This window comes from Rhodococcus sp. IEGM 1305, from assembly GCF_030058635.1.
GTDB lineage: Bacteria > Actinomycetota > Actinomycetes > Mycobacteriales > Mycobacteriaceae > Rhodococcus_F > Rhodococcus_F opacus_D.
In genome coordinates, this window is sequence record NZ_JASHKX010000045.1 from 34,613 (window position 1) to 53,547 (window position 18,935).

Annotated in this window: 20 protein-coding genes, 1 tRNA gene and 1 pseudogene; 15 read left to right on the plus strand and 7 right to left on the minus strand. The window is 68.7% G+C overall.

Going from position 1 to position 18,935, the window contains the following annotated elements; genetic code table 11:
* Positions 1–9: 9 nt before the first annotated feature.
* The 4 genes from QM693_RS33215 to QM693_RS33230 form a co-directional block, all read right to left on the minus strand.
* Positions 10–813, minus strand: a complete 804-nt coding sequence (locus tag QM693_RS33215) for an SCO1664 family protein (protein ID WP_283354453.1) — start codon at positions 811–813, stop codon at positions 10–12.
* A gap of 3 nt (positions 814–816) precedes the next feature.
* Positions 817–1,410, minus strand: coding sequence for a DUF3090 domain-containing protein (locus QM693_RS33220; RefSeq protein WP_005243068.1), 594 nt, complete (start codon positions 1,408–1,410; stop codon positions 817–819).
* A gap of 176 nt (positions 1,411–1,586) precedes the next feature.
* Positions 1,587–2,285 carry a histidine phosphatase family protein gene (locus QM693_RS33225; protein ID WP_011594100.1) on the minus strand — a complete coding sequence of 233 codons (699 nt, stop codon included), beginning with the start codon at positions 2,283–2,285 and terminating at the stop codon, positions 1,587–1,589.
* A gap of 40 nt (positions 2,286–2,325) precedes the next feature.
* Positions 2,326–3,171, minus strand: coding sequence for an undecaprenyl-diphosphate phosphatase (locus QM693_RS33230; protein ID WP_043788485.1), 846 nt, complete (start codon positions 3,169–3,171; stop codon positions 2,326–2,328).
* A gap of 236 nt (positions 3,172–3,407) precedes the next feature.
* On the opposite strand from QM693_RS33230, the gene QM693_RS33235 reads away from it, so the two are divergent.
* The 5 genes from QM693_RS33235 (at position 3,408) to QM693_RS33255 (ending at position 8,104) form a co-directional block, all read left to right on the plus strand.
* Complete coding sequence (locus QM693_RS33235) at positions 3,408–4,337, plus strand: aldo/keto reductase (RefSeq protein WP_280780035.1); 930 nt, start codon at positions 3,408–3,410, stop codon at positions 4,335–4,337.
* A 98-nt stretch (positions 4,338–4,435) separates the two neighbouring features.
* The gene (locus tag QM693_RS33240) at positions 4,436–5,122 is read left to right on the plus strand and encodes a biliverdin-producing heme oxygenase (RefSeq protein ID WP_283335155.1); all 687 of its coding nucleotides are present in this window, start codon (positions 4,436–4,438) and stop codon (positions 5,120–5,122) included.
* A complete protein-coding gene (locus QM693_RS33245; protein ID WP_283335156.1) occupies positions 5,119–6,159 on the plus strand; it encodes a heme/hemin ABC transporter substrate-binding protein in 1,041 nt (346 codons plus the stop codon). Before QM693_RS33240 ends, QM693_RS33245 begins: the two co-directional genes overlap by 4 nt.
* Positions 6,156–7,229, plus strand: coding sequence for a FecCD family ABC transporter permease (locus QM693_RS33250; RefSeq protein WP_037229443.1), 1,074 nt, complete (start codon positions 6,156–6,158; stop codon positions 7,227–7,229). The genes QM693_RS33245 and QM693_RS33250 overlap by 4 nt, the downstream gene beginning before the upstream one ends.
* Complete coding sequence (locus tag QM693_RS33255) at positions 7,226–8,104, plus strand: heme ABC transporter ATP-binding protein (RefSeq protein ID WP_283335157.1); 879 nt, start codon at positions 7,226–7,228, stop codon at positions 8,102–8,104. The genes QM693_RS33250 and QM693_RS33255 overlap by 4 nt, the downstream gene beginning before the upstream one ends.
* A gap of 10 nt (positions 8,105–8,114) precedes the next feature.
* Here the strand turns inward: QM693_RS33255 and QM693_RS33260 are convergent, their stop codons facing one another.
* Entirely contained in the window at positions 8,115–8,468 is a 354-nt protein-coding gene (locus QM693_RS33260) for a hypothetical protein (RefSeq protein WP_005243085.1), read from the minus strand.
* A gap of 185 nt (positions 8,469–8,653) precedes the next feature.
* On the opposite strand from QM693_RS33260, the gene QM693_RS33265 reads away from it, so the two are divergent.
* The 3 genes from QM693_RS33265 to QM693_RS33275 are packed head-to-tail and all read left to right on the plus strand — an operon-like array spanning position 8,654 to position 10,985.
* On the plus strand, positions 8,654–9,664 hold the full coding sequence (locus QM693_RS33265; protein WP_283354454.1) for an NHL repeat-containing protein: 1,011 nt from the start codon (positions 8,654–8,656) through the stop codon (positions 9,662–9,664).
* Positions 9,665–9,904 (plus strand): DUF5703 family protein, encoded by a 240-nt coding sequence (locus QM693_RS33270; RefSeq protein ID WP_005243088.1) that lies wholly within the window; start codon positions 9,665–9,667, stop codon positions 9,902–9,904.
* Positions 9,905–9,914: 10 nt separating this feature from the next.
* The gene (locus QM693_RS33275; RefSeq protein ID WP_283354455.1) at positions 9,915–10,985 is read left to right on the plus strand and encodes a quinone-dependent dihydroorotate dehydrogenase; all 1,071 of its coding nucleotides are present in this window, start codon (positions 9,915–9,917) and stop codon (positions 10,983–10,985) included.
* 76 nt (positions 10,986–11,061) lie between these two features.
* Here QM693_RS33275 and QM693_RS33280 read toward each other — a convergent pair whose 3' ends face one another.
* Positions 11,062–11,592, minus strand: coding sequence for a YbhB/YbcL family Raf kinase inhibitor-like protein (locus tag QM693_RS33280; RefSeq protein WP_005243092.1), 531 nt, complete (start codon positions 11,590–11,592; stop codon positions 11,062–11,064).
* 34 nt (positions 11,593–11,626) lie between these two features.
* Positions 11,627–12,979, minus strand: coding sequence for a M20/M25/M40 family metallo-hydrolase (locus tag QM693_RS33285; RefSeq protein WP_105416290.1), 1,353 nt, complete (start codon positions 12,977–12,979; stop codon positions 11,627–11,629).
* Positions 12,980–13,090: 111 nt separating this feature from the next.
* On the opposite strand from QM693_RS33285, the gene QM693_RS33290 reads away from it, so the two are divergent.
* The 7 genes and pseudogenes from QM693_RS33290 to QM693_RS33320 form a co-directional block, all read left to right on the plus strand.
* Positions 13,091–13,176: transfer RNA gene (locus tag QM693_RS33290), tRNA-Leu, on the plus strand.
* A 72-nt stretch (positions 13,177–13,248) separates the two neighbouring features.
* Positions 13,249–14,703: an SDR family NAD(P)-dependent oxidoreductase gene (locus QM693_RS33295; protein ID WP_280780028.1), complete on the plus strand. Its 1,455-nt coding sequence runs from the start codon at positions 13,249–13,251 to the stop codon at positions 14,701–14,703.
* A 105-nt stretch (positions 14,704–14,808) separates the two neighbouring features.
* Positions 14,809–15,225 carry a universal stress protein gene (locus QM693_RS33300; RefSeq protein WP_009473568.1) on the plus strand — a complete coding sequence of 139 codons (417 nt, stop codon included), beginning with the start codon at positions 14,809–14,811 and terminating at the stop codon, positions 15,223–15,225.
* Between the two features lie 76 nt (positions 15,226–15,301).
* Positions 15,302–15,706 (plus strand): DUF2784 domain-containing protein, encoded by a 405-nt coding sequence (locus QM693_RS33305; protein WP_283354456.1) that lies wholly within the window; start codon positions 15,302–15,304, stop codon positions 15,704–15,706.
* 35 nt (positions 15,707–15,741) lie between these two features.
* On the plus strand, positions 15,742–16,986 hold the full coding sequence (locus QM693_RS33310; RefSeq protein WP_283354457.1) for a saccharopine dehydrogenase family protein: 1,245 nt from the start codon (positions 15,742–15,744) through the stop codon (positions 16,984–16,986).
* Positions 16,987–17,248: 262 nt separating this feature from the next.
* Entirely contained in the window at positions 17,249–18,214 is a 966-nt protein-coding gene (locus QM693_RS33315) for a sulfite exporter TauE/SafE family protein (protein WP_037229417.1), read from the plus strand.
* Positions 18,215–18,348: 134 nt separating this feature from the next.
* Positions 18,349–18,935 (plus strand): annotated as a pseudogene (locus tag QM693_RS33320) (malate synthase G); the annotation flags it as partial.

Genomic DNA, 18,935 nt, shown 5'->3' on the forward strand with positions numbered 1-18,935 from the left:
ACGGTTCCGTCAGAACGCGGGCCACGGAATCGGCCGGTGACCGTTCGGCCGGGGCATCACCGGTGCCGTGAGGAGGTCCACGGCACGCTCGTACAGCGCGGCGACCTCGCCGGACGTGATGTGCTCACCCAGTCGCGTACCGAAGTCGCCCTCGAGCGAGGAGATCAGTTCGGCGATGTCGACGACGAGGGCGCCCGGCACCTCCGTCCCGGCCCACCCCCACAACACGGTCCGCAGCTTGTTCTCCGTGTGCAGGCAGATGCCGTGGTCGACGCCGTAGACGGACCCGTCGAGCCCTTCGAGTGCGTGGCCGCCCTTGCGGTCGGCGTTGTTGATCAGCACGTCGAGGACCGCCATCCGCTGTAGCCGCGGGTCGTCGGCGTGGATGAGCGCGACCGGTTCTCCGTCCATGTCGGTGGCGCGCAGGATTTCGAACCACCCCTCGGGAACGGCGTCGGGAGCGCAGATGTCGACCAGGTCGAGACCGCCGGTGTCGTCGGCGTGCCGGTCGGGGGTGTCGACCCACCGCTGCACCATTCCCGGGCCGAACGGACCGTCCCGCAGGAGAGTGCGGGGAATCACACCCCACCCGAGCTGCTCGGATACGAGATACGACGCGTATTCACGTCCGGCGAGCGTGCCGTCGGGGAAGTCCCACAACGGACGCTCCCCGCGGACCGGCTTGTACACGCAGCGGACGGTGGTCTCGCCCTCGACCGCGTCGCACACCAGGGTGGCGTTACTGGCGTGGGTGATCTGGCCGATGAGGGTCAGCTCGCCGGACTCCAGAGGATCGGACTCCTCGGCAGGCACCCGTCAGTCCTCCTCGTCCATCTCCGGGGTGAGGCCGAAGCTCTGGCCACGGCGGTACCCGTTGGTCCGGATGCAGATGTGCCCCTCCGGCGCCAGTGGCTCACCGCACAGCGGGCACGGCGCGCGTCCGGCGGCGATGACCCGTTCGGACCGCAACGAGAAGTCCCGCGCCTGCAACGGGGTGAGGAAGACGCGCACGGCGTCCGGTCCGTCCTCGGAGTCGTCGAGAACGACGGACTCGTCGAACTCCGTCTCGCTGACGGCGAGCAGTTCCACCACGACGGCTCCGGCGTCCGCGTCCCAGCCCAGGCCCATCGTGCCGACCCGGAACTCGGCGTCGATCGGGGTGACGAGGGGGCTCGCGTCGTCGAGTTCGGCCCCCTCCGGGGGAACCTCCGTCCCGAACCGGCGGTGCACTTCCTCGAGGAGGAGCCCCATCCGGTCGGCCAGTACCTGGACCTGCTGTTTCTCCAGCAGGACGCTGATCACTCGCGCCTCGTGTACTGCCTGGAGATAGAACGACCTGTCGCCGGGCTCACCCACCGTCCCGGCAATGAATCGGTCAGGAGTGCGGAATACGTGAATTGCGCGTGACATTGCACCTCCTTCGGCTGGAGCCGGGCCCTACTGCGGCGCTGCCCACTCGTTGTTCCGTCTCGGACTGTTCCTCGCAGCATGTTGCGTTCATTATCCGTCAATCGTCACCGGCGGGGTCCGCCTAATCGTCACCGGCGGGGTCCGCCTAATCGTCACCGGCGGGGTCCGCCTAATCCTCACAGGCGGACCTCCCCGCCGGGCACCGATCCGGATACTTCGGCGCGGGCGCCGTCTCCGGACACCGGTGGCGTGTTGACTCCGGACAGATCGGCGCCGGTGTCGTTCATCTTCAGCACGTACGGACGGGTGGAGGTGTACCGGACGACGCTGATCGAGGCCGGCTCGGCGACGATCCGCTGGAATCCGTCGAGGTGCGCGCCGAGGGCGTCCGCGAGGACCGACTTGATGACGTCGCCGTGTGAGCACGCCACCCACACGACGTCGCGGCCGTGCAGTTCCGCGAGCCGTGCGTCGTGCTCGCGGACCGCGGCGACGGCCCGGGCCTGGACCTGCGCCAGACCTTCTCCCCCCGGGAACACCGCGGCGGACGCGTGCTGCTGCACGATCTTCCACAGCGGTTCCTCGAGCAGGACCTTCAGCTCGCGACCGGTCCACTCGCCGTAGTCGACCTCGACCAGCCGATGTTCCACCACGGGGGTCAGGCCCCGGGCCCGGGCGAGCGGTTCCACGGTCTGCTCGCACCGCACGAGCGGCGAATGCACGATCTCCTCGATGGCCACGTCGGCGAGCCGGGACACGATGGCTTGCGCCTGCTCGCGGCCGCGGTCGTCGAGTTCGACTCCCGGTGACCGGCCGGCAAGCGTGTGTGCAGTGTTCGAGGTCGACCGCCCGTGGCGCAGCAGCACAACTGTCATTGGCCCAGCCTAGTGTCGTGCACTCCCCGGCTGCCCGATCTCAGGTGGCCGACACGACGCCGGTCGCGAGAAGCGACAGGACGATCACGCCGAGGATGATGCGGTAGCCGACGAACCAGTACATCGAGTGGTCGACGACGAAACGGAGCAGCCACGCGATCGACGCGTAGCCGATGGCGAACGCGATCGCGGTGGCGACGAGAAGCTGCGGGCCGCTCGCGTTGAGACCCTCACCGGCCGGTTCGAACGCGTCCGGCAGGCTGAACAGCCCGGACGCGACGACCGCGGGGATCGCGAGGAGGAAGGAGTAGCGCGCCGCGGCTTCACGGGTGAGTCCGAGGAAGAGGCCTGCGCTGATCGTGCCGCCCGACCGCGAGACGCCCGGGATCAGTGCGAGCGCCTGGGCGGAACCCATGATGATGCCGTCCTTGGCACGCAGGTCCTCGACGGGACGCACCTTCCGCCCGTAGTACTCGGCCGCCGCGATGACCAACGCGAACACGATCAGCATGGTGGCGATCAGCCACAGGTTGCGGGCACCGGTGCGGATCTGGTCCTTGAACAGGAACCCGAGCACACCCACCGGGATCGTGCCGATGATCACATACCAGCCCATCCGGTAATCGAGATCACTGCGATGCTCGGGATGGAACAGTCCCCGGAACCATCCGGCGATGATCCGTCCGATGTCGCGGGCGAAGTAGATGAGCACCGCGGCTTCCGTGCCGAGCTGGGTGACGGCGGTGAAGGACGCACCGGCGTCGTCACCGAAGAAGATCTCCGACACGATCCGAAGATGGCCGGACGAGGAGATCGGCAGGAACTCGGTCAATCCCTGGACCGCACCGAGGACAATCGCCTGGAGCCAGGACATCGCCTCGCCCATCACTCACCGGTCCCGAGGTCGAATGTGCCGCTCTGACGCCAATTTCCCATGTCGCGTTCGTAATTCACCGGCGCCACGGTACCGGGGAGGGCGACCTCCGGCAGAATCCGGCGTGGCAGGACCCCCTGCCCCGCGATACCCCACTACTCTGCACCTGTGGTGGCCGGTTCCGGGGGGCACCAGCATCTTCGGGGGTGACGCCGGGGTTGCAGCTACGGTACGAGACGCAGGCGGTTATGGAACAGAGATCGGTCGGAGCAAGCGGGTTGCGAGTGTCACGACTCGGCCTGGGCACGCTCACCTGGGGTCGGGACACGGACGGCGACGAGGCCGCGGCGCAGATCGCGGCGTTCGTCGATGCGGGCGGAACGCTCGTCGACACCTCGCCCGCGTACGGCGACGGTGTGGCGCAGCGGATCCTGGCGGAACTGCTCGACGACGTGGTGCCGCGAACGGAACTCGTCCTGAGCTCGAGTTCCGGGATCAACCCGTCGGGTCCGTCACGAATCGACTGCTCGCGGCGCGGTCTCGTCGCCCAGCTCGACGCCACTCTGCGCGAACTCGGCACCGACTACCTGGACATGTGGCAGGTCGCCACCTGGGATCCGTTCACGCCGGTCGACGAGGTCGCCGCCACACTCGATTTCGCGGTGGCGAGCGGCCGGGTCCGGTACGTCGGGGCGCGGGGTTACCTCGGGTGGCAGCTGGCCACCGCGGCAGGCGCGTCCCGCGGCACCACGCTCGTCGCCACCCAGGTGGAGTACTCGCTGCTCGCCCGGGGAGTCGAGGAAGAACTGGTTCCGGCCGCGGTACATCACGGCATCGGTGTGTTCGCTGCGGTGCCGCTCGCCCGCGGAGTCCTGACCGGCAAATACCGCAACGGCATCCCCGTCGATTCCCGCGGTGCCGACGACGCGCACGCGCAGGACGTCCAGAGTTACCTCGGCGACTCCTCCGTCCGGGTGGTCGACGCGGTCGTGACCGCGGCCGACGGGCTCGGCACGTCCCCGCTGGCCGTCGCGCTCGCGTGGGCGCGCGACCGTCCGGGTGTTGCGAGCGCGGTCGTCGGGGCGAGGGACATCGCACAGCTGACCGGGGTGCTCGTCGCCGAGGAACTGGAGTTGCCCGCCGCGATCGCGGCGGCGCTCGACGACGTCAGCGCCTAGCGTGTGCAGGAGCAGGCAGACATGCACCTGCAGTTCACGTGCAGGGCAGGCTAACCTGGTGCCCACCGGCCGACGCCCGTAGATCTGCAGGAGAGTCCATGACCACGCTGAACGAGGCCGACGCGGCCGATCGCCGAACCGTCGGCTTCGCCGAGCGCATCAAGGCGGGGACGGACGCCGCTCACCGGGAGACGGAGCAGTCCCGCTTCGTCGGGGCCCTCCTCGCCGGTGAACTCACCTCGGACGGCTACGCCGAACTGCTCGCGCAGACGTACCTCGTCTACTGCGAACTCGAGGACGCCGGGCGCACCCACACCGGCAACCCCGTCGCGTCGCCGTTTCTCCACGACGAACTGCTGCGGGTTCCGTCGCTGGAAGCGGATCTCGAGTTCCTGCGCGGGCCGTCGTGGCGCGAGACGGTGGCCGCACTGCCCGCCACCACCCGTTACGTGGAGCGGCTCCGCGAGGTGGCGTACGAGTGGCCCGCCGGTTTCGTTGCGCACCACTACATCCGGTACCTGGGAGACCTGTCCGGCGGGCAGATCATCCGGCGCATGCTCGAACGCGCCTACGGGTACACCACCGACGGCCTGCAGTTCTACATCTTCGACGAGATCCCGAAACCGAAGGTGTTCAAGGACACCTACCGCGCGAAACTCGACGCCGCGCCCCTGACTCCGGCGGACCAGCAGCGGGTGATCGACGAGGTCAACCTCGCCTACCGGCTCAACGGCGACCTGTTCGCCGCCCTCGAAGCGGACATCGACCGGTACCTCGCACGATGAGATCGGTGTTCCGGACCCGCACGGACAGGTCGCTGTTCGCCGTTCTCGTCCTGCTTCTCGTGTCGGCGATAGCGGTGACGGCGTGCACTTCCGGCGCCGGTGACAGCGCCGGCGGCACCGGCGGTGCGCGCACGGCGGTCCTCGACGACCTGAATCCCGAACCCCTCGATTCCCCTGCCACGCCGGTGCTGCCCGTCACGGTCCGCAGTTTCGACGGGGTGGACGTGACGATCACGGACGCGAGCAGGATCGTGACCGCGGACCGCTACGGAACGCTCACCGAGACGGTCTTCGCACTCGGACTCGGCGACAACGTGGTGGGCCGGGACATCGCCTCCGAGTTCCCGGCCGCACAGGACGTGCCGGTGGTGACACCGGGCGGGCAGTCCCTCAACGCCGAGGCCATCCTCGACCTGGCGCCGACGGTGATCCTCACCGACACCAGCATCGGACCGCAGGCCGTGCAGGATCAGCTGCGGGCAGCCGGTGTTCCCGTCGTCTTCTTCGATCCGACGCGGACCCTCGAGGGCGTGCCCGATCAGATCACGGCGGTGGCGAATGCGCTCGGCGTGCCCGAGCAGGGCCGCGAACTCGCGGCCCGCACCGAGAGTGAGATCGCCGCCGCCCGGAGTCGCGCCCCCCAGGGCGACGATCCCCTGAAGATCGCGTTCCTCTATCTGCGCGGCACCGCGATCACCATGATCGGCGGCCCCGGGTCGGGCGCCGACTCGCTGATCGACGCGCTCGGCGCAGTCGACGCCGGCACCGCATCGGGCATCACGCAGCAGTTCGCGCCGATCACCAGCGAGGCTCTGATCGCCGCCGCTCCCGACGTCCTCCTGATGATGACGGGCGGGCTCGAATCGATCGGCGGCATCGAGGGACTCGAGAAGATCCCCGGGGTGGCGCAGACTCCGGCGGGCAAGAACCAGCGCGTCGTCGACATGCAGGACGGGGTGCTGCTCAGCTTCGGCCCCAACACGGGCCGTGTTCTCGGCGCGCTGGCCGACGCCGTCTACCCGACCGCCAATCCATGACCGTCGAAGACCTCCACGCTCCGGGTAAGCCTTCCTCACGCACTCGAACCGGTGCCGTTCTCGGCGGTCTGCTGATCGCCCTTGCTGTCGCCGCCGTCTTCTCGGCCTGCATTGGGCAGGTGCCGACCGGACCCGGAGAGGTTCTCGGCAGCATCCTGCACCGAATCGGACTGGATCTCGGACCGATGCCCGCGCATCCCAGTGGTGAGGTGACGCTGTGGGAGGTTCGGTTCCCGCGCGTGGTCCTCGCCATCCTGGTCGGGGCGGCGCTCGGATGCGCGGGAGCGCTGCTGCAGGGTGTGTTCGCCAACCCGCTCGCCGAACCCGGCGTCATCGGGGTGTCGGCAGGCGCCGCGGTCGGCGCCAGCGCCGCCATCGTGGTCGGCGGCGCGTTCGCGGCCGGGTGGACGGTGGCCGCGGCCGCATTCGTCGCGGGCCTGATCACCACCGTCGCCGTGTACGTCCTCGCCCGGCACGAGGGCCGCACCGAGGTGGTCACCCTCGTCCTCACCGGGGTGGCGGTCAACGCGTTCGCCGGCGGCCTCATCGCCTTCTTCACGTTCGTCGCGTCCCCCGCGGCGCGCGATCAGATCGTGTTCTGGCAACTGGGCAGCCTCAACGGGGCCACCTGGAACGCCGTCGCGGTGGTGGCGCCGATGACCGTCGCCGGGATCGCCGCCACGATGATGATCGCCGGGAAACTCGACCTGCTGTCTCTCGGCGAGAGCGCGGCCCGGCACCTCGGCCTCGACGTCGAGCGACTGCGTCAGATCGCCGTGCTGATCGTCGCCCTGCTCGTCTCGTCCAGCGTGGCCTTCACCGGCATCATCCTGTTCGTCGGCCTGGTGGTCCCGCACCTGATGCGCATCGCCGTCGGGCCGGGCCACCGGGCCCTGATTCCGGCGAGCGCGCTGTGCGGCTCGCTCGTGCTGCTCCTCGCCGACCTGGGCGCCCGGTCCCTCGTGGCGAACGCGGACCTTCCGCTCGGCATGCTGACGGCCCTGGTCGGCGGGCCGTTCTTCTTCTGGTTGTTGCGCCGCACCCGGGCCAGTCAGGGCGGGTGGGCATGAGTCCGGCATTCCACCCGCTCCGCACCCGGGTCGGCGAGGCCATCGAGCAGAGCCTGTTCCGACGGACCGACCCGGTGCCCCCGCCGCGCTCCTCGGGGGCCGTGACGCTGCGGGCGGACGGCATCGCCGTCACCCGCGGGGGCAGGCCCGTGCTCGACGACGTGTCCGTGGACGTGCGGATCGGCGAGGTCCTCGTTCTCGTCGGCCCCAACGGGGCAGGCAAGTCGACCCTCCTCGCGGCGCTGTCGGGCGATCAGGACGTGCACACGGGAACCGTGCACCTCGACGACCGGGACCTCGGCGAGTGGACGGCGCTCGAGATGGCCCAGCGCCGGGCGGTCCTTCCCCAGCAGAACACGGTCGGATTCTCGTTCACCGCACGTCAGGTGATCACGATGGGCCGCTCACCGTGGGCGCGCACCCCCCGCTCCGACGACGACGCCGCCGCGATCGCCGAGGCCATGCGGATCTGCGACGTCGTGGCATTCGCCGACCGGCCGTTCACCGCGCTGTCGGGTGGCGAACGTGCCCGGGTGGCCCTGGCGCGGGTGCTGGCGCAGCGCACCGAGACGATCCTGCTCGACGAGCCCACCGCCGCCCTCGACCTCGGGCACCAGGAGACCGTGATGCGTCTCGCCCGCTCCCGCGCGGAGCAGGGTACCGCGGTGGTGGTCGTCCTCCACGACCTCGCGCTCGCCGCCGCATATGCGGACCGGATCGTGGTCCTCGAGCAGGGACGTGTCGCCGCCGACGGCCCGCCCGCCGACGTTCTGTCCGAGGCATTGCTGACCCGGGTGTACGGGCACCCCGTCGAGGTCATCGAGCACCCGGTGACCGGTGCGACCCTCGTCCTCCCCCGCCGCGACCGGCGCTAGACCGCGGGGTTCACAGCCCGTCGATGACCGCCCCGAGACGGCTGAGGACCGCACGGACGGTGATCCCGTCCTCCGGCCCTGCCACGTGGGAATCGGGATCGGACACGGCATCTCTCACGACGGCGACGATGCTGCGTTCATCGGTCAGGTCGATCTCCCGCACCGAGCGCCGCGCCGACGCGACGATGTCGTCCGGAGCCGGGACCTCGGTTTCCACGTCGGCGCGGTAGACCTCGACGTGCATCGTGCTCTTGCGCACCCGGAATGCGTAGGAGTTACCTTCTGCGGTCCGGCCGAAGCCGTGTGCGTGCGGTCCTACCGAGATGTCTTCGACGGTGAACGTCGGTGTTTCGGGTATTTCCACGGTCTTCTCCTCGATGACCTGGGCCGGCGATCGGGAGACCGCCGGGCGCGGGGTCGATGTTTCTCACGGTATCGCCTCGGCACCCGCTCGGCACCGACCGCATTTCGTGGGCGTTTCGCGGATCAGGGATGCTTGTGGGCAGTTGTACAGGTGTAGGTCGATGAGAGAACCCCGAGGAGCAGCACATGGGTAGACCGGGAGCGCGCGTCGTCGCCTCGTGTATCGGAGTGGCATTTCTACTGGTCACGGGCTGTTCGTCGAACTCCGACGAGGATCAGGCGATCACGATCGCGCCCGCGAGTGCCGCGCAGTCCCCGGCCCAGAACACCACGCCTGCCGGTGTCGTCCACCCTGTCGGCGTGCCGATCGAGTCCACCACATTCGACCCCGAGACCCGCACGACCGTCGTGCTGGGAGGCGAAGGCAACCAGGTCCTGCTGTTCCCGGCGGGGGATTTCACGGCGCCTCCGCGGGTGATTCCGCTGGACGACACCGTCGCCCAGGTCTCCCTTGCCCCCGGTGGTGTGGCGCTACTCGCCCTGAACACCCAGGTAGGACGCCTGGACCTGCGGACGGGTGAGGTGACGTTCGTCCCCGCCGACGGCGACGTCCGGTCGGTCGCCCAACTGCCCGACGGGCGGCTGGCGATGGGCCTGGGCAATGGCGAGATTCACATCGTGAACACCGAGACGAACGAGTCACAGGTGATCGGCGGTCTCACGTCTGTCGACGGACTTGCCGTCGTCGGCGACTCGCTCACCGCTCTCGATCGTGGTCAGACGTCCGTCACCGCCATCGACGTCCCCGCTGCCGCGCTCGGTGTCGCGCTGCGCGCCGGGGAAGGCGCGACTCAACTCACGACCGATCATTACGGACGAATCCTCGTCACCGACACCACCGGCGACGAACTGCTCGCCTACACCACCGACACACTGATGCTCCGTCAGCGGTTCCCCGCCGGGCTCGCTCCGTACGCCGTCGCCTACGACGACACTGCCGACCGCGCGTGGGTCACGCTGACCGAGACCAACGAAGTGGTCGGATTCGACCTGTCGAGTGGTGTCGGCGTGGAAACGGCGCGGTATCCCACCGTCCGGCAGCCGAACTCTGTCACTGTGGATACCGTGAACGGTGACCTCCTGATCGGTTCCGCGACGGGAGACGGCCTACAGCAGATCCCGACGAGGAGTTCGTAGATGGCATCGCATTCACGTCGACTCCCCTCCGGGTGGGAGATCGAATCCGAGGACTTCGAGTACGTGCCGCTTCGGCTGCCACCCGACGTCACCCGCATCAGCGCTTCGATGAGGTTGGCCATCCAGGCGGAATTCGGTGGCTGGGAGCTGTCCCGAGTCCGCCTGTACTCCGACGGAAGCCGCCGTGTGCTGCTCAAACGAAGGAAGACCGCTCACCATGTCCCCGACCCCGCAATCTAGGGAGACCTCCTTGTACCACCTGCTGTTACGGGTGATGTTCCGCGTTCCGCCGGAGCGGATCCATCACCTGGCCTTCGCCGCGATGCGCCTGGTCACGCGGTTCTCGCCGCTGCGCCAGCTCGTCGGCAAGGTTCTCGTCGTGGACGATCCGGTACTGCGGAACACCGTGTTCGGACTCGACTTCCCGGCGCCGCTCGGACTCGCCGCCGGGTTCGACAAGGATGCGACCGGCGTCGACGCGTGGGGCCCCCTCGGCTTCGGTTTCGCCGAGGTGGGCACCGTCACCGCCCAGGCCCAGCCCGGCAACCCGTCTCCCCGCCTGTTCCGGCTGCCCGCGGACCGCGCCCTGATCAACCGGATGGGTTTCAACAATCACGGTGCAGGCAATGCCGCCAATCATCTCCGTCAGCGCCGGGCCGGTGTGCCGATCGGCGCGAACATCGGCAAGACCAAGATCGTCGACGCCGCGGACGCCCCGGCCGATTACACGGCGAGCGCGCAACTGCTCGGTCCGCTGGCCGATTTCATGGTGGTCAACGTCAGCTCCCCGAACACCCCGGGACTGCGGGACCTGCAGGCCGTCGAATCTCTCCGACCTCTCCTGCGTGCCGTTCTCGACTGCGTGACCGTCCCGGTTCTGGTGAAGATCGCACCCGACCTGTCCGACGACGACGTCGACGCGGTCGCGGATCTCGCGCTCGAACTCGGCCTGGCGGGCATCGTCGCGACCAACACGACGATCCGCCGAGACGGGCTGAACACCCCGGACGACGCGGTGGCGGCGATCGGCGCGGGCGGGTTGTCGGGACCTCCGGTCGCCGAACGATCCCTCGAGGTCCTCCGCCGCCTGCACGCGCGGGTGGGTGATCGCCTGGTGCTGATCTCCGTCGGCGGCATCGAGACCGTCGACCAGGCGTGGGACCGGATCCTGGCCGGGGCGTCCCTCGTGCAGGGTTACACCGGATTCATCTACGGTGGGCCGTTCTGGGCACGCCGCATCCACAAGGGGCTGGCCCGGAAGGTGCGCGAGGCCGGCTACTCCTCCGTCGCCGATGCGGTCGGCGCAGGCGCCGTGCGCTGACACCGACCGCACACAGACAGGTGGCCGGCGAATCCGAGGATTCGCCGGCCACCTAAGTCTTTCCGGAGCTACCGGGCTACTGCTCGTACGTCCCCTGGATCTTCGCGCGAGCGATCGCATGCGAGAACAGGTTGAAACCCAGGAACGCCGGCGTCGAATCGGCCGTGACCCCGTCGAGGGTCTCCACGTCGAGCGCGTGGACCACGAAGATGTAGCGGTGCGGACCGTGTCCTTCCGGCGGTGCCGCACCGAGGAAGCGACGCAATCCGGCGTCGTTCTTCAGCGTGATCGCACCGCTCGGCAGCCCGGTTCCGTCGTCGTCGCCTGCACCGCTCACCAGCGTGGTCGTGTCGGCCGGAATGTTGGCAACAGCCCAGTGCCAGAATCCGGACGCCGTCGGCGCGTCGGGGTCGTACACCGTCACCGCGAAGCTCTTGGTCTCGGCGGGGAATCCCGACCACGACAGCTGCGGTGAGTTGTCGTAGCCGCCGGCGCCGAAGATTCCGCTGACCTGTTCCTTGTTCAGCGGCTGCCCGTCGGTGACGTCGGTGGAGGTCAGCTCGAAACTCGGCAGGTCGGGAAGTGCCTCGTACGGGTCGTGTGACATGCGGTTCCTCTCTTGTCGCGTATCGGTTCTCGGATCAGCTGTGGAGCAGAAAATGTTCCAGCACGCGTGTACCGAACAGTAGTGCGTCGACCGGTACCCGTTCGTCGACACCGTGGAACAGCGCGCTGAAATCCAGGTCGGCGGGCAGCTGCAGCGGAGCGAACCCGAAGCACCGGACGCCGAGCTTCGCGAACGCCTTGGCGTCGGTTCCACCCGACAGCATGTAGGGCACGGTCCGGGCACCGGGATCGTGCGCGAGGATCGCGTCGTTCATGGCGTCGACCAGATGCCCGTCGAACGTCGTCTCGTAGGAATCGAGTTTCGTGATCCATTCACGCTGGACGTCCGGCCCGATGAGCTCGTCGACCGTCGCCTCGAACTCGGCCTGCCTGCCGGGCAGGATCCGGCAGTCGACGACGGCCTCCGCGGTCTGCGGGATGACGTTGGCCTTGTAGCCGGCAGAGAGCATGGTCGGGTTCGCGGTGTCGCGCAGGGTGGCACCGATGATGTTGGCGATGGTGCCGAGTTTCGCGAGGGTGCCGTCGAGGTCGGGCGACTTCGGGTCGAAGTCGAGTCCGGTCTCTTCACCCGCCGCTGCGAGGAATTCGGCCACCGAATCGGAGATGACCAACGGGAAGGTGTGCGCACCCAGCCGGGCGACTGCCTGCGCCAGGATGGTGACGGCGTTGTCGGTGTGCAGGAACGAACCGTGCCCGGCCCGGCCCTTGGCCGTCAGCCGCATCCATCCGAGGCCCTTCTCGGCGGTCTCGACGAGATAGAGCCTGCGGTCGGTGCCGTCCGGTCGCGGAACGGTCAGGGAGAAACCACCGACCTCACCGACCGCTTCCGTCACACCCTCGAACAGGTCAGGGCGATTCTCGACCAGCCACTGGCAGCCGTACTTGCCACCGGCCTCTTCGTCGGCGACGAAGGCGAACACGAGATCGCGGGGAGGAACGATTCCCTCGGCCTTGAACTGGCGGGCCACCGCCAGGATCATCCCGACCATGTCCTTCATGTCGACGGCGCCGCGACCCCACACGTATCCGTCCTCGACGGCTCCGGAGAACGGGTGGACGCGCCAGTCCGCCGGCTCGGCGGGAACGACGTCGAGGTGGCCGTGCAGCATGAGGGCGCCGCGGTCGGGGTTCGACCCCTTCAGCCGCGCGAATACGTTGCCGCGGCCCGGTGCACCCGACTCCACGTACTCGGTCTCGTAACCCACTTCCTGCAGCTGGGCCGCCACCCACTCCGCACACTCGCGTTCGCCCTTCGTCGTGGCGAGCTCTCCGGTGTTGGACGTGTCGAAGCGGATCAGTGAACTGACGAGATCCACGACTTCGGCTTCGGCGCGACCCTGGCCTGGGGTTTCCTGTGTAGTTGGCACTCCACTTTCCTACCACCGCAGCAGCGGAAACGCTCAGGTGAGAGGGGCGATTTGGGCCGTGGCGGTTCATCGGTTAATCTTTTGCAGCACCCAGGAAATGGGGGCAAGCAAGTCCGAGTGGCGGAATGGCAGACGCGCTAGCTTGAGGTGCTAGTGTCCTATTAACGGACGTGGGGGTTCAAGTCCCCCCTCGGACACTCTGAGTTGAGACAGACGAAAAGGCCCCGGTTCATCGAACCGGGGCCTTCTTCGTGAGAGGGCGAAGTTCGATGGGTGAAACAACGACGACGATCGATCCGTCGGAGCTCGAGATCTGCTTGAAGGTTCTCGATCAGGCGGCGGAACTCGACGACGCGGATCCCGATTCCGTCACGGTCCAGCGCGCCGTCGGTCACCTCTTCAAGAAGTTGAAGAAGCGCAGGCGGATCGCGGCCCGCGACGCCGTCTCCGAGGCCGACCGTCAGGTCGTCGCCGCGACCGCCACGGGTTCCCCCGATCGAATCGACGACGAGACCGCAGGCATCCCCCTCACGTCGAACGCCGACGGCGCGTCCGCGGGCACCCTGATCCGGCCCCGCCCGTGCTACATCTGCAAGCAGCGGTACACCCGGGTCGACGCCTTCTACCACCAGCTGTGCCCCGACTGCGCGGCGACGAGCCGCGCCAAGCGGGACGCGCGCGCCGACCTCACCGGACGCCGGGCGCTGCTGACCGGCGGCCGCGCCAAGATCGGCATGTACATCGCGCTGCGGTTGCTCCGCGACGGAGCCCACACGACGATCACGACACGCTTCCCCAACGACGCCATCCGCCGGTTCAAGGCGATGGAGGACAGCAGCGAGTGGATCCACCGGCTGCGCGTCGTCGGAATCGATCTGCGCGACCCGGCGCAGGTCGTCGCGCTCGCCGACTCCGTTGCCGCGCAGGGCCCGCTGGACATCCTGATCAACAACGCCGCGCAGACGGTGCGACGCTCCCCCGGCGCCTACAGCGCGCTCGCGGATGCCGAGTCCGGTGCCCTTCCCTCCGGCGACCTGCCCGACGTCCTGACGTTCGGCAAGACGAGCGACGCCCACCCGGCGGCACTCGCCGGTTCACTGTCCGACGTGTCCGCGATGGCGGGCGCCGCACTGTCCCCCGACGCGGTGAGCTCACTTGCGCTGGTCGCGAAGTCGGCATCCCCCGATCGCATCGACCAGGGTCTGGCGATCGACGCCGGCGGACTCCTGCCCGACCTCGCGCACACGAACAGCTGGGTCCAGACGGTCGAGGAAGTCGACCCGATCGAGCTGCTCGAGGTGCAGTTGTGCAACTCGGTCGCCCCGTTCATCCTCGTGTCCCGGCTGCGCCCCGCGATGGCGGCGGCAGGCGCCCGCCGCAAGTACGTGGTGAACGTCTCCGCGATGGAGGGCCAGTTCAGCCGCGCCTACAAGGGCCCGGGGCATCCGCACACCAACATGGCGAAGGCCGCGCTGAACATGCTCACCCGCACCAGCGCCAAGGAGATGCTCGAGGACGGCATCCTCATGACCGCGGTGGACACCGGGTGGATCACCGACGAGCGGCCGCATTACACCAAGATGCGCCTGGCCGACGAGGGTTTCCACGCCCCCCTCGACCTCGTCGACGGCGCCGCCCGCGTCTACGACCCCATCGTCCAGGGCGAGCAGGGCGTCGATCTGCACGGCTGCTTCCTGAAGGACTACGAGCCCTCACCCTGGTGATCGAACACAGCTCGGATCCGCCTACGAGAGCATCGACACAGCCGGAGCACTCTCCGGCACGGGGATAATAGGGGTCGTACCGATACCTGCAAATGGAGGCGCTTCATGGCGATAGCCGTTGTCCACCGAGACAGCCCGGAAGGCCGGGCGGCCATCGTCCACGCCGCCCGCGAGGCTGTGCAACGACGGGAACAGCTGCTCGTCCTCCACGTCCTCGACGACGACCCCGGGCAGGACGCCGAGTCCGACCGGTCCGCCTTGCGCGCCGAGATCCAGGCGACGCTCGAGGGCGGCGGGGTCGGCGAGTCGTCGTGGGAACTGCGCACCAACGAACACGACGGAGATCAGGTGAGCGCACTGTGCGCGCTGGTCGACAGCAGCGGTGCGGATCTGCTCGTCGTGGGTACCCGGCGCATGTCCCCGATCGGCAAGTTCCTCCTGGAACGGTGGCTGCAGCGCCTCCTGCTCGAGGTCGACATTCCGATCCTGGTGGTCAAGGAAGACGTGCGCGGCACCGCCTGAGCCCGTTACCCGGCGGACCCGGCCGGGCGACGCCTACGATGGCGTAGGGGGAACTTCGGATGTCAGGGGTGCATCGATGGGGAACGTCTTCTTCGAGGTCGTCGCCGACGCCACTGCCGTCGCGCACCTGATCTTCATCCTCTACGTCGTGTGCGGCGGGTTTCTCGCCTGGCACTGGCCGCGCACCATCGCCCTCCACCTCGCCGCGGTGGCCTGGGGATTCACCGGCCTCCTCGTCGGCATCGACTGTCCGCTGACACACGTGGAGAGCTGGGCCCGGGTCCGCGCCGGGCAGGACCCACTCCCCTCGTCCGGGTTCATCTCCCACTACCTCACCGGGGTCGTCTACCCGGAATCCGCCGCGGGAGCGATCCAAACTCTCGTCGCGCTCGGCGTCGTCACCTCGTGGGTCGGCTACGTCGTCCTGCGCCTCCGCACCCGCGTACCCCTCGCACCCACCCACCCCGGTACCGGAGTCTGAGCTCCCGCTTCCCTACCGCCGAGTAGGGTCGTGCCATGACAGACAGCGCACGTGAATTGGATCTCGTCGTCTACGGGGCCACCGGCTTCGTCGGCACACTTCTCGCCAACTATCTCGCACAGCACGCCCCGGACGGCGTGCGGATCGCGCTCGCGGGGCGGACAGCCGCCAAACTCGAAGCGGTGCGGTCCTCGCTCGGTCCGCGCGCGGCGCAATGGCCCCTCATCGTCGCGAACTCCGACGACGCCCCGTCGCTCGCAGCCCTGGCGGGACGCACCCAGGTGGTCGCGACGACGGTCGGGCCGTACGCCAAGTACGGACACGCCCTCGCGTCGGCCTGCGCCGAGGCGGGCACCGACTACGTCGACCTCACCGGAGAGGTGCTGTTCGCCCGCGAGAGCATCGACGCCAACCACGATCGGGCCCGCGAGACCGGCGCCCGGATCGTCCACTCCTGCGGGTTCGACTCGATTCCGTCCGACCTCGGGGTGCACGTCCTGCACGAGAAGGTCCGGGAGGACGGCGCCGGCGAACTCACCGACACCACCCTGGTGGTCACATCTGTGCGCGGCGGCGTCAGCGGCGGCACGATCGATTCGCTGCGCACACAGGTGGACGTGTCGAAGAAGAATCCGGCGTCGCGGCATCTCGCGGCGTCGCCGTACTCGCTGAGCCCCGACCGCTCGAAGGAACCGGACCTCGGCAAGCAGTCCGACATGAGCGTGGTCAACGGCAAGGACATCGCACCCGGCCTGAAGGGGTGGAAGGCCCCCTTCTTCATGGGCCCCTACAACACCCGGGTCGTGCGGCGCAGTAACGCGCTCCGCGACTGGGCCTACGGTCGCGAATTCAAGTACCGCGAGGTCATGAACGTCGGAAGCTCCCCGATCACACCGGTGATCGCGGGTGCGGTGGCGGCCGGCCTCGGCGCGTTGATCGTCGGAATGGCCCTCCCGCCCACCCGGTACGTCCTCGACCGCGTTCTGCCCTCACCGGGCGACGGCCCCAGCGAAGAGGCGCAGCGCAAGGGCCACTTCACCATCGACGTGTACACGACCACCACCACGGGCGCGCGCTACACGTCGCGGGTGAAGGCGAAGGGCGACCCCGGATACAGCGCCACCGCGGTGATGCTCGGCGAATCCGCGCTGAGCCTCGTCCTCGGCGGCGATGCACTGCCGGATTCGGCCGGTGTCCTCACCCCCGCGACGGCACTCGGCGACGTCCTGGTGACACGGCTGCGCGACGCGGGCTTCGAGATCTCTGCGCGAAAACTGTGAGCGGTTGGGCGCGTGTGAAGATGACACGCGCCCACCCCTCCAGCTAGTGTCGAGCCTTGTGCGCGGACGGCCGCGCACGCGACGAGAGATGTGGGAGTCCGAGTGAACGGCACGAGCGCGCAGGCAGGCCCCGCGGCCTCGCTCGCCCTCATGCCCTTCTGGCCCTCCCGCCGAGGCCATGCCTTCGACCAGGGATGTTGCTGACCAGCCTGCTCGCTGGTCTTTGCTGCCCTGACGGTTCGCTCTCTCGGTCGGAGTCTCGATGTTCAAGCTCTTGATTTTCACGCTGGTCGGCGTGGGTGCCCAGCTGGTCGACGGCGCTCTCGGCATGGCCTTCGGCGTGACTGCGACCACCCTGCTCGTGTTCAGCGGCGTCGGACCGGCACACGCCAGCGCAGCAGTGCATTTCGCCGAGGTCGGCACCACGCTCGCCTCCGGCGCGTCGCACTGGCGGTTCCGCAACATCGACTGGGCCCTCGTACTGCGCCTGGGTGTCCCCGGCGCCATCGGCGCGTTCCTCGGTGCGACGGTGCTGTCCCAGTTGTCGACGGCCGCCGCCGTCCCCGTGACGTCGACGATCCTGCTGGCGATCGGTGTGTACGTCCTGCTCCGCTTCTCGATCCGCCCTCCCGCCGTCAACGACGCCCGGACGTCGCCGCACACGGCGAAGTTCCTGTCACCGCTCGGCCTGTTCGGTGGATTCATCGACGCGAGCGGCGGCGGCGGCTGGGGGCCGATCACCACCAGCACGCTGCTCTCGCGCGGCAAGACCGCACCGCGCACCGTCATCGGTTCGGTCAGCGCGTCGGAGTTCCTGGTGTCCGCCGCGGCCAGCATCGGGTTCATCTTCGGTCTCGGCAGCGACTTCTTCGACAACATCCCCATCATCGCGGGGCTGGCTCTCGGGGGCATCATCGCCGCACCGCTCGCCGCCTGGCTCGTCAGCCGGGTGCCCGCGACCCTTCTGGGTACCGGTGTCGGCGGCATCATCATCATCACCAACGCGCAGAAGCTGTTCAAGACGTTCGACGTCACCGGTGTCGCCGCCACCCTCGGGTACCTCGCTCTCGTTGCGGTGTGGGCCGGACTGCTGGTCGTCGCCTGGCGTCGTTCGCGTCTCAGCGCGGCAGAGGCCGCAGGCGATCTGCACCGGATCGACGCCGAGAACGACACGCCCATCGAGTCGGAGGCCCCGTCTCTGGAGCCGTCCACCGGCGAGAAGGCCTGACCTCACTTCCCGCCCTCACCTCGGGGCGATCCTCCGCCGAGCATCTGCCACACCGCATCCTTACCAGCGGGTAACATTGGCTGCGGTTCATGGCACCCGTCCGGTGCTCCAAGTGCGGAACAGTGAGGCATTTCATGACTGAGCGTGTTGAGGTCGGCGGTCTGCAGGTCGCGAAGGTGCTCTACGACTTCGTGAACGAGGAGGCGCTGCCGGGGACCGGGGTGGACGCCGACGGGTTCTGGTCGGGTGCGGCCAAGGTGATCGACGAGCTGGCGCCGAAGAACAAGGCCCTGCTCGCCACCCGCGACGACCTGCAGGCCCGGATCGATTCCTGGCACCGCGACCGGGCCGCCGCCGTGATCGACCCGGCCGAGTACAAGGCGTTCCTGACCGAGATCGGGTACCTGGCGCCCGAACCGGCCCCGTTCGAGGTGTCCACGGCGAACGTGGACACCGAGATCACCTCGACCGCCGGCCCGCAGCTGGTGGTCCCGGTCCTCAACGCCCGCTTCGCGCTGAACGCCTCCAACGCGAGGTGGGGGTCGTTGTACGACGCCCTGTACGGCACCAACGCCATCCCCGACGACGGCGGCGCGGAGGCCGGGAGCTCCTACAACAAGGTCCGCGGCGACAAGGTCATCGCCTGGGCGCGCACCTTCCTCGACACCGCCGCCCCCCTGACGACCGGGTCGCACGCCGACGCCGCCCGCTACACCGTCGA

What these genes read in the sequence shown, in the direction of transcription:
- QM693_RS33250 (WP_037229443.1), top strand. Translation starts at nt 6,156, where the DNA reads ATGACCGTCGAAGACCTCCACGCTCCGGGTAAGCCTTCCTCACGCACT.
- QM693_RS33300 (WP_009473568.1), top strand. Translation starts at nt 14,809, where the DNA reads ATGGCGATAGCCGTTGTCCACCGAGACAGCCCGGAAGGCCGGGCGGCC.
- QM693_RS33255 (WP_283335157.1), top strand. Translation starts at nt 7,226, where the DNA reads ATGAGTCCGGCATTCCACCCGCTCCGCACCCGGGTCGGCGAGGCCATC.
- QM693_RS33280 (WP_005243092.1), bottom strand. Translation starts at nt 11,592, where the DNA reads ATGTCACACGACCCGTACGAGGCACTTCCCGACCTGCCGAGTTTCGAG.
- QM693_RS33265 (WP_283354454.1), top strand. Translation starts at nt 8,654, where the DNA reads ATGGGTAGACCGGGAGCGCGCGTCGTCGCCTCGTGTATCGGAGTGGCA.
- QM693_RS33220 (WP_005243068.1), bottom strand. Translation starts at nt 1,410, where the DNA reads ATGTCACGCGCAATTCACGTATTCCGCACTCCTGACCGATTCATTGCC.
- QM693_RS33310 (WP_283354457.1), top strand. Translation starts at nt 15,742, where the DNA reads ATGACAGACAGCGCACGTGAATTGGATCTCGTCGTCTACGGGGCCACC.
- QM693_RS33230 (WP_043788485.1), bottom strand. Translation starts at nt 3,171, where the DNA reads ATGGGCGAGGCGATGTCCTGGCTCCAGGCGATTGTCCTCGGTGCGGTC.
- QM693_RS33305 (WP_283354456.1), top strand. Translation starts at nt 15,302, where the DNA reads ATGGGGAACGTCTTCTTCGAGGTCGTCGCCGACGCCACTGCCGTCGCG.
- QM693_RS33240 (WP_283335155.1), top strand. Translation starts at nt 4,436, where the DNA reads ATGACCACGCTGAACGAGGCCGACGCGGCCGATCGCCGAACCGTCGGC.
- QM693_RS33315 (WP_037229417.1), top strand. Translation starts at nt 17,249, where the DNA reads ATGTTCAAGCTCTTGATTTTCACGCTGGTCGGCGTGGGTGCCCAGCTG.
- QM693_RS33225 (WP_011594100.1), bottom strand. Translation starts at nt 2,285, where the DNA reads ATGACAGTTGTGCTGCTGCGCCACGGGCGGTCGACCTCGAACACTGCA.
- QM693_RS33295 (WP_280780028.1), top strand. Translation starts at nt 13,249, where the DNA reads ATGGGTGAAACAACGACGACGATCGATCCGTCGGAGCTCGAGATCTGC.
- QM693_RS33245 (WP_283335156.1), top strand. Translation starts at nt 5,119, where the DNA reads ATGAGATCGGTGTTCCGGACCCGCACGGACAGGTCGCTGTTCGCCGTT.
- QM693_RS33270 (WP_005243088.1), top strand. Translation starts at nt 9,665, where the DNA reads ATGGCATCGCATTCACGTCGACTCCCCTCCGGGTGGGAGATCGAATCC.
- QM693_RS33235 (WP_280780035.1), top strand. Translation starts at nt 3,408, where the DNA reads ATGGAACAGAGATCGGTCGGAGCAAGCGGGTTGCGAGTGTCACGACTC.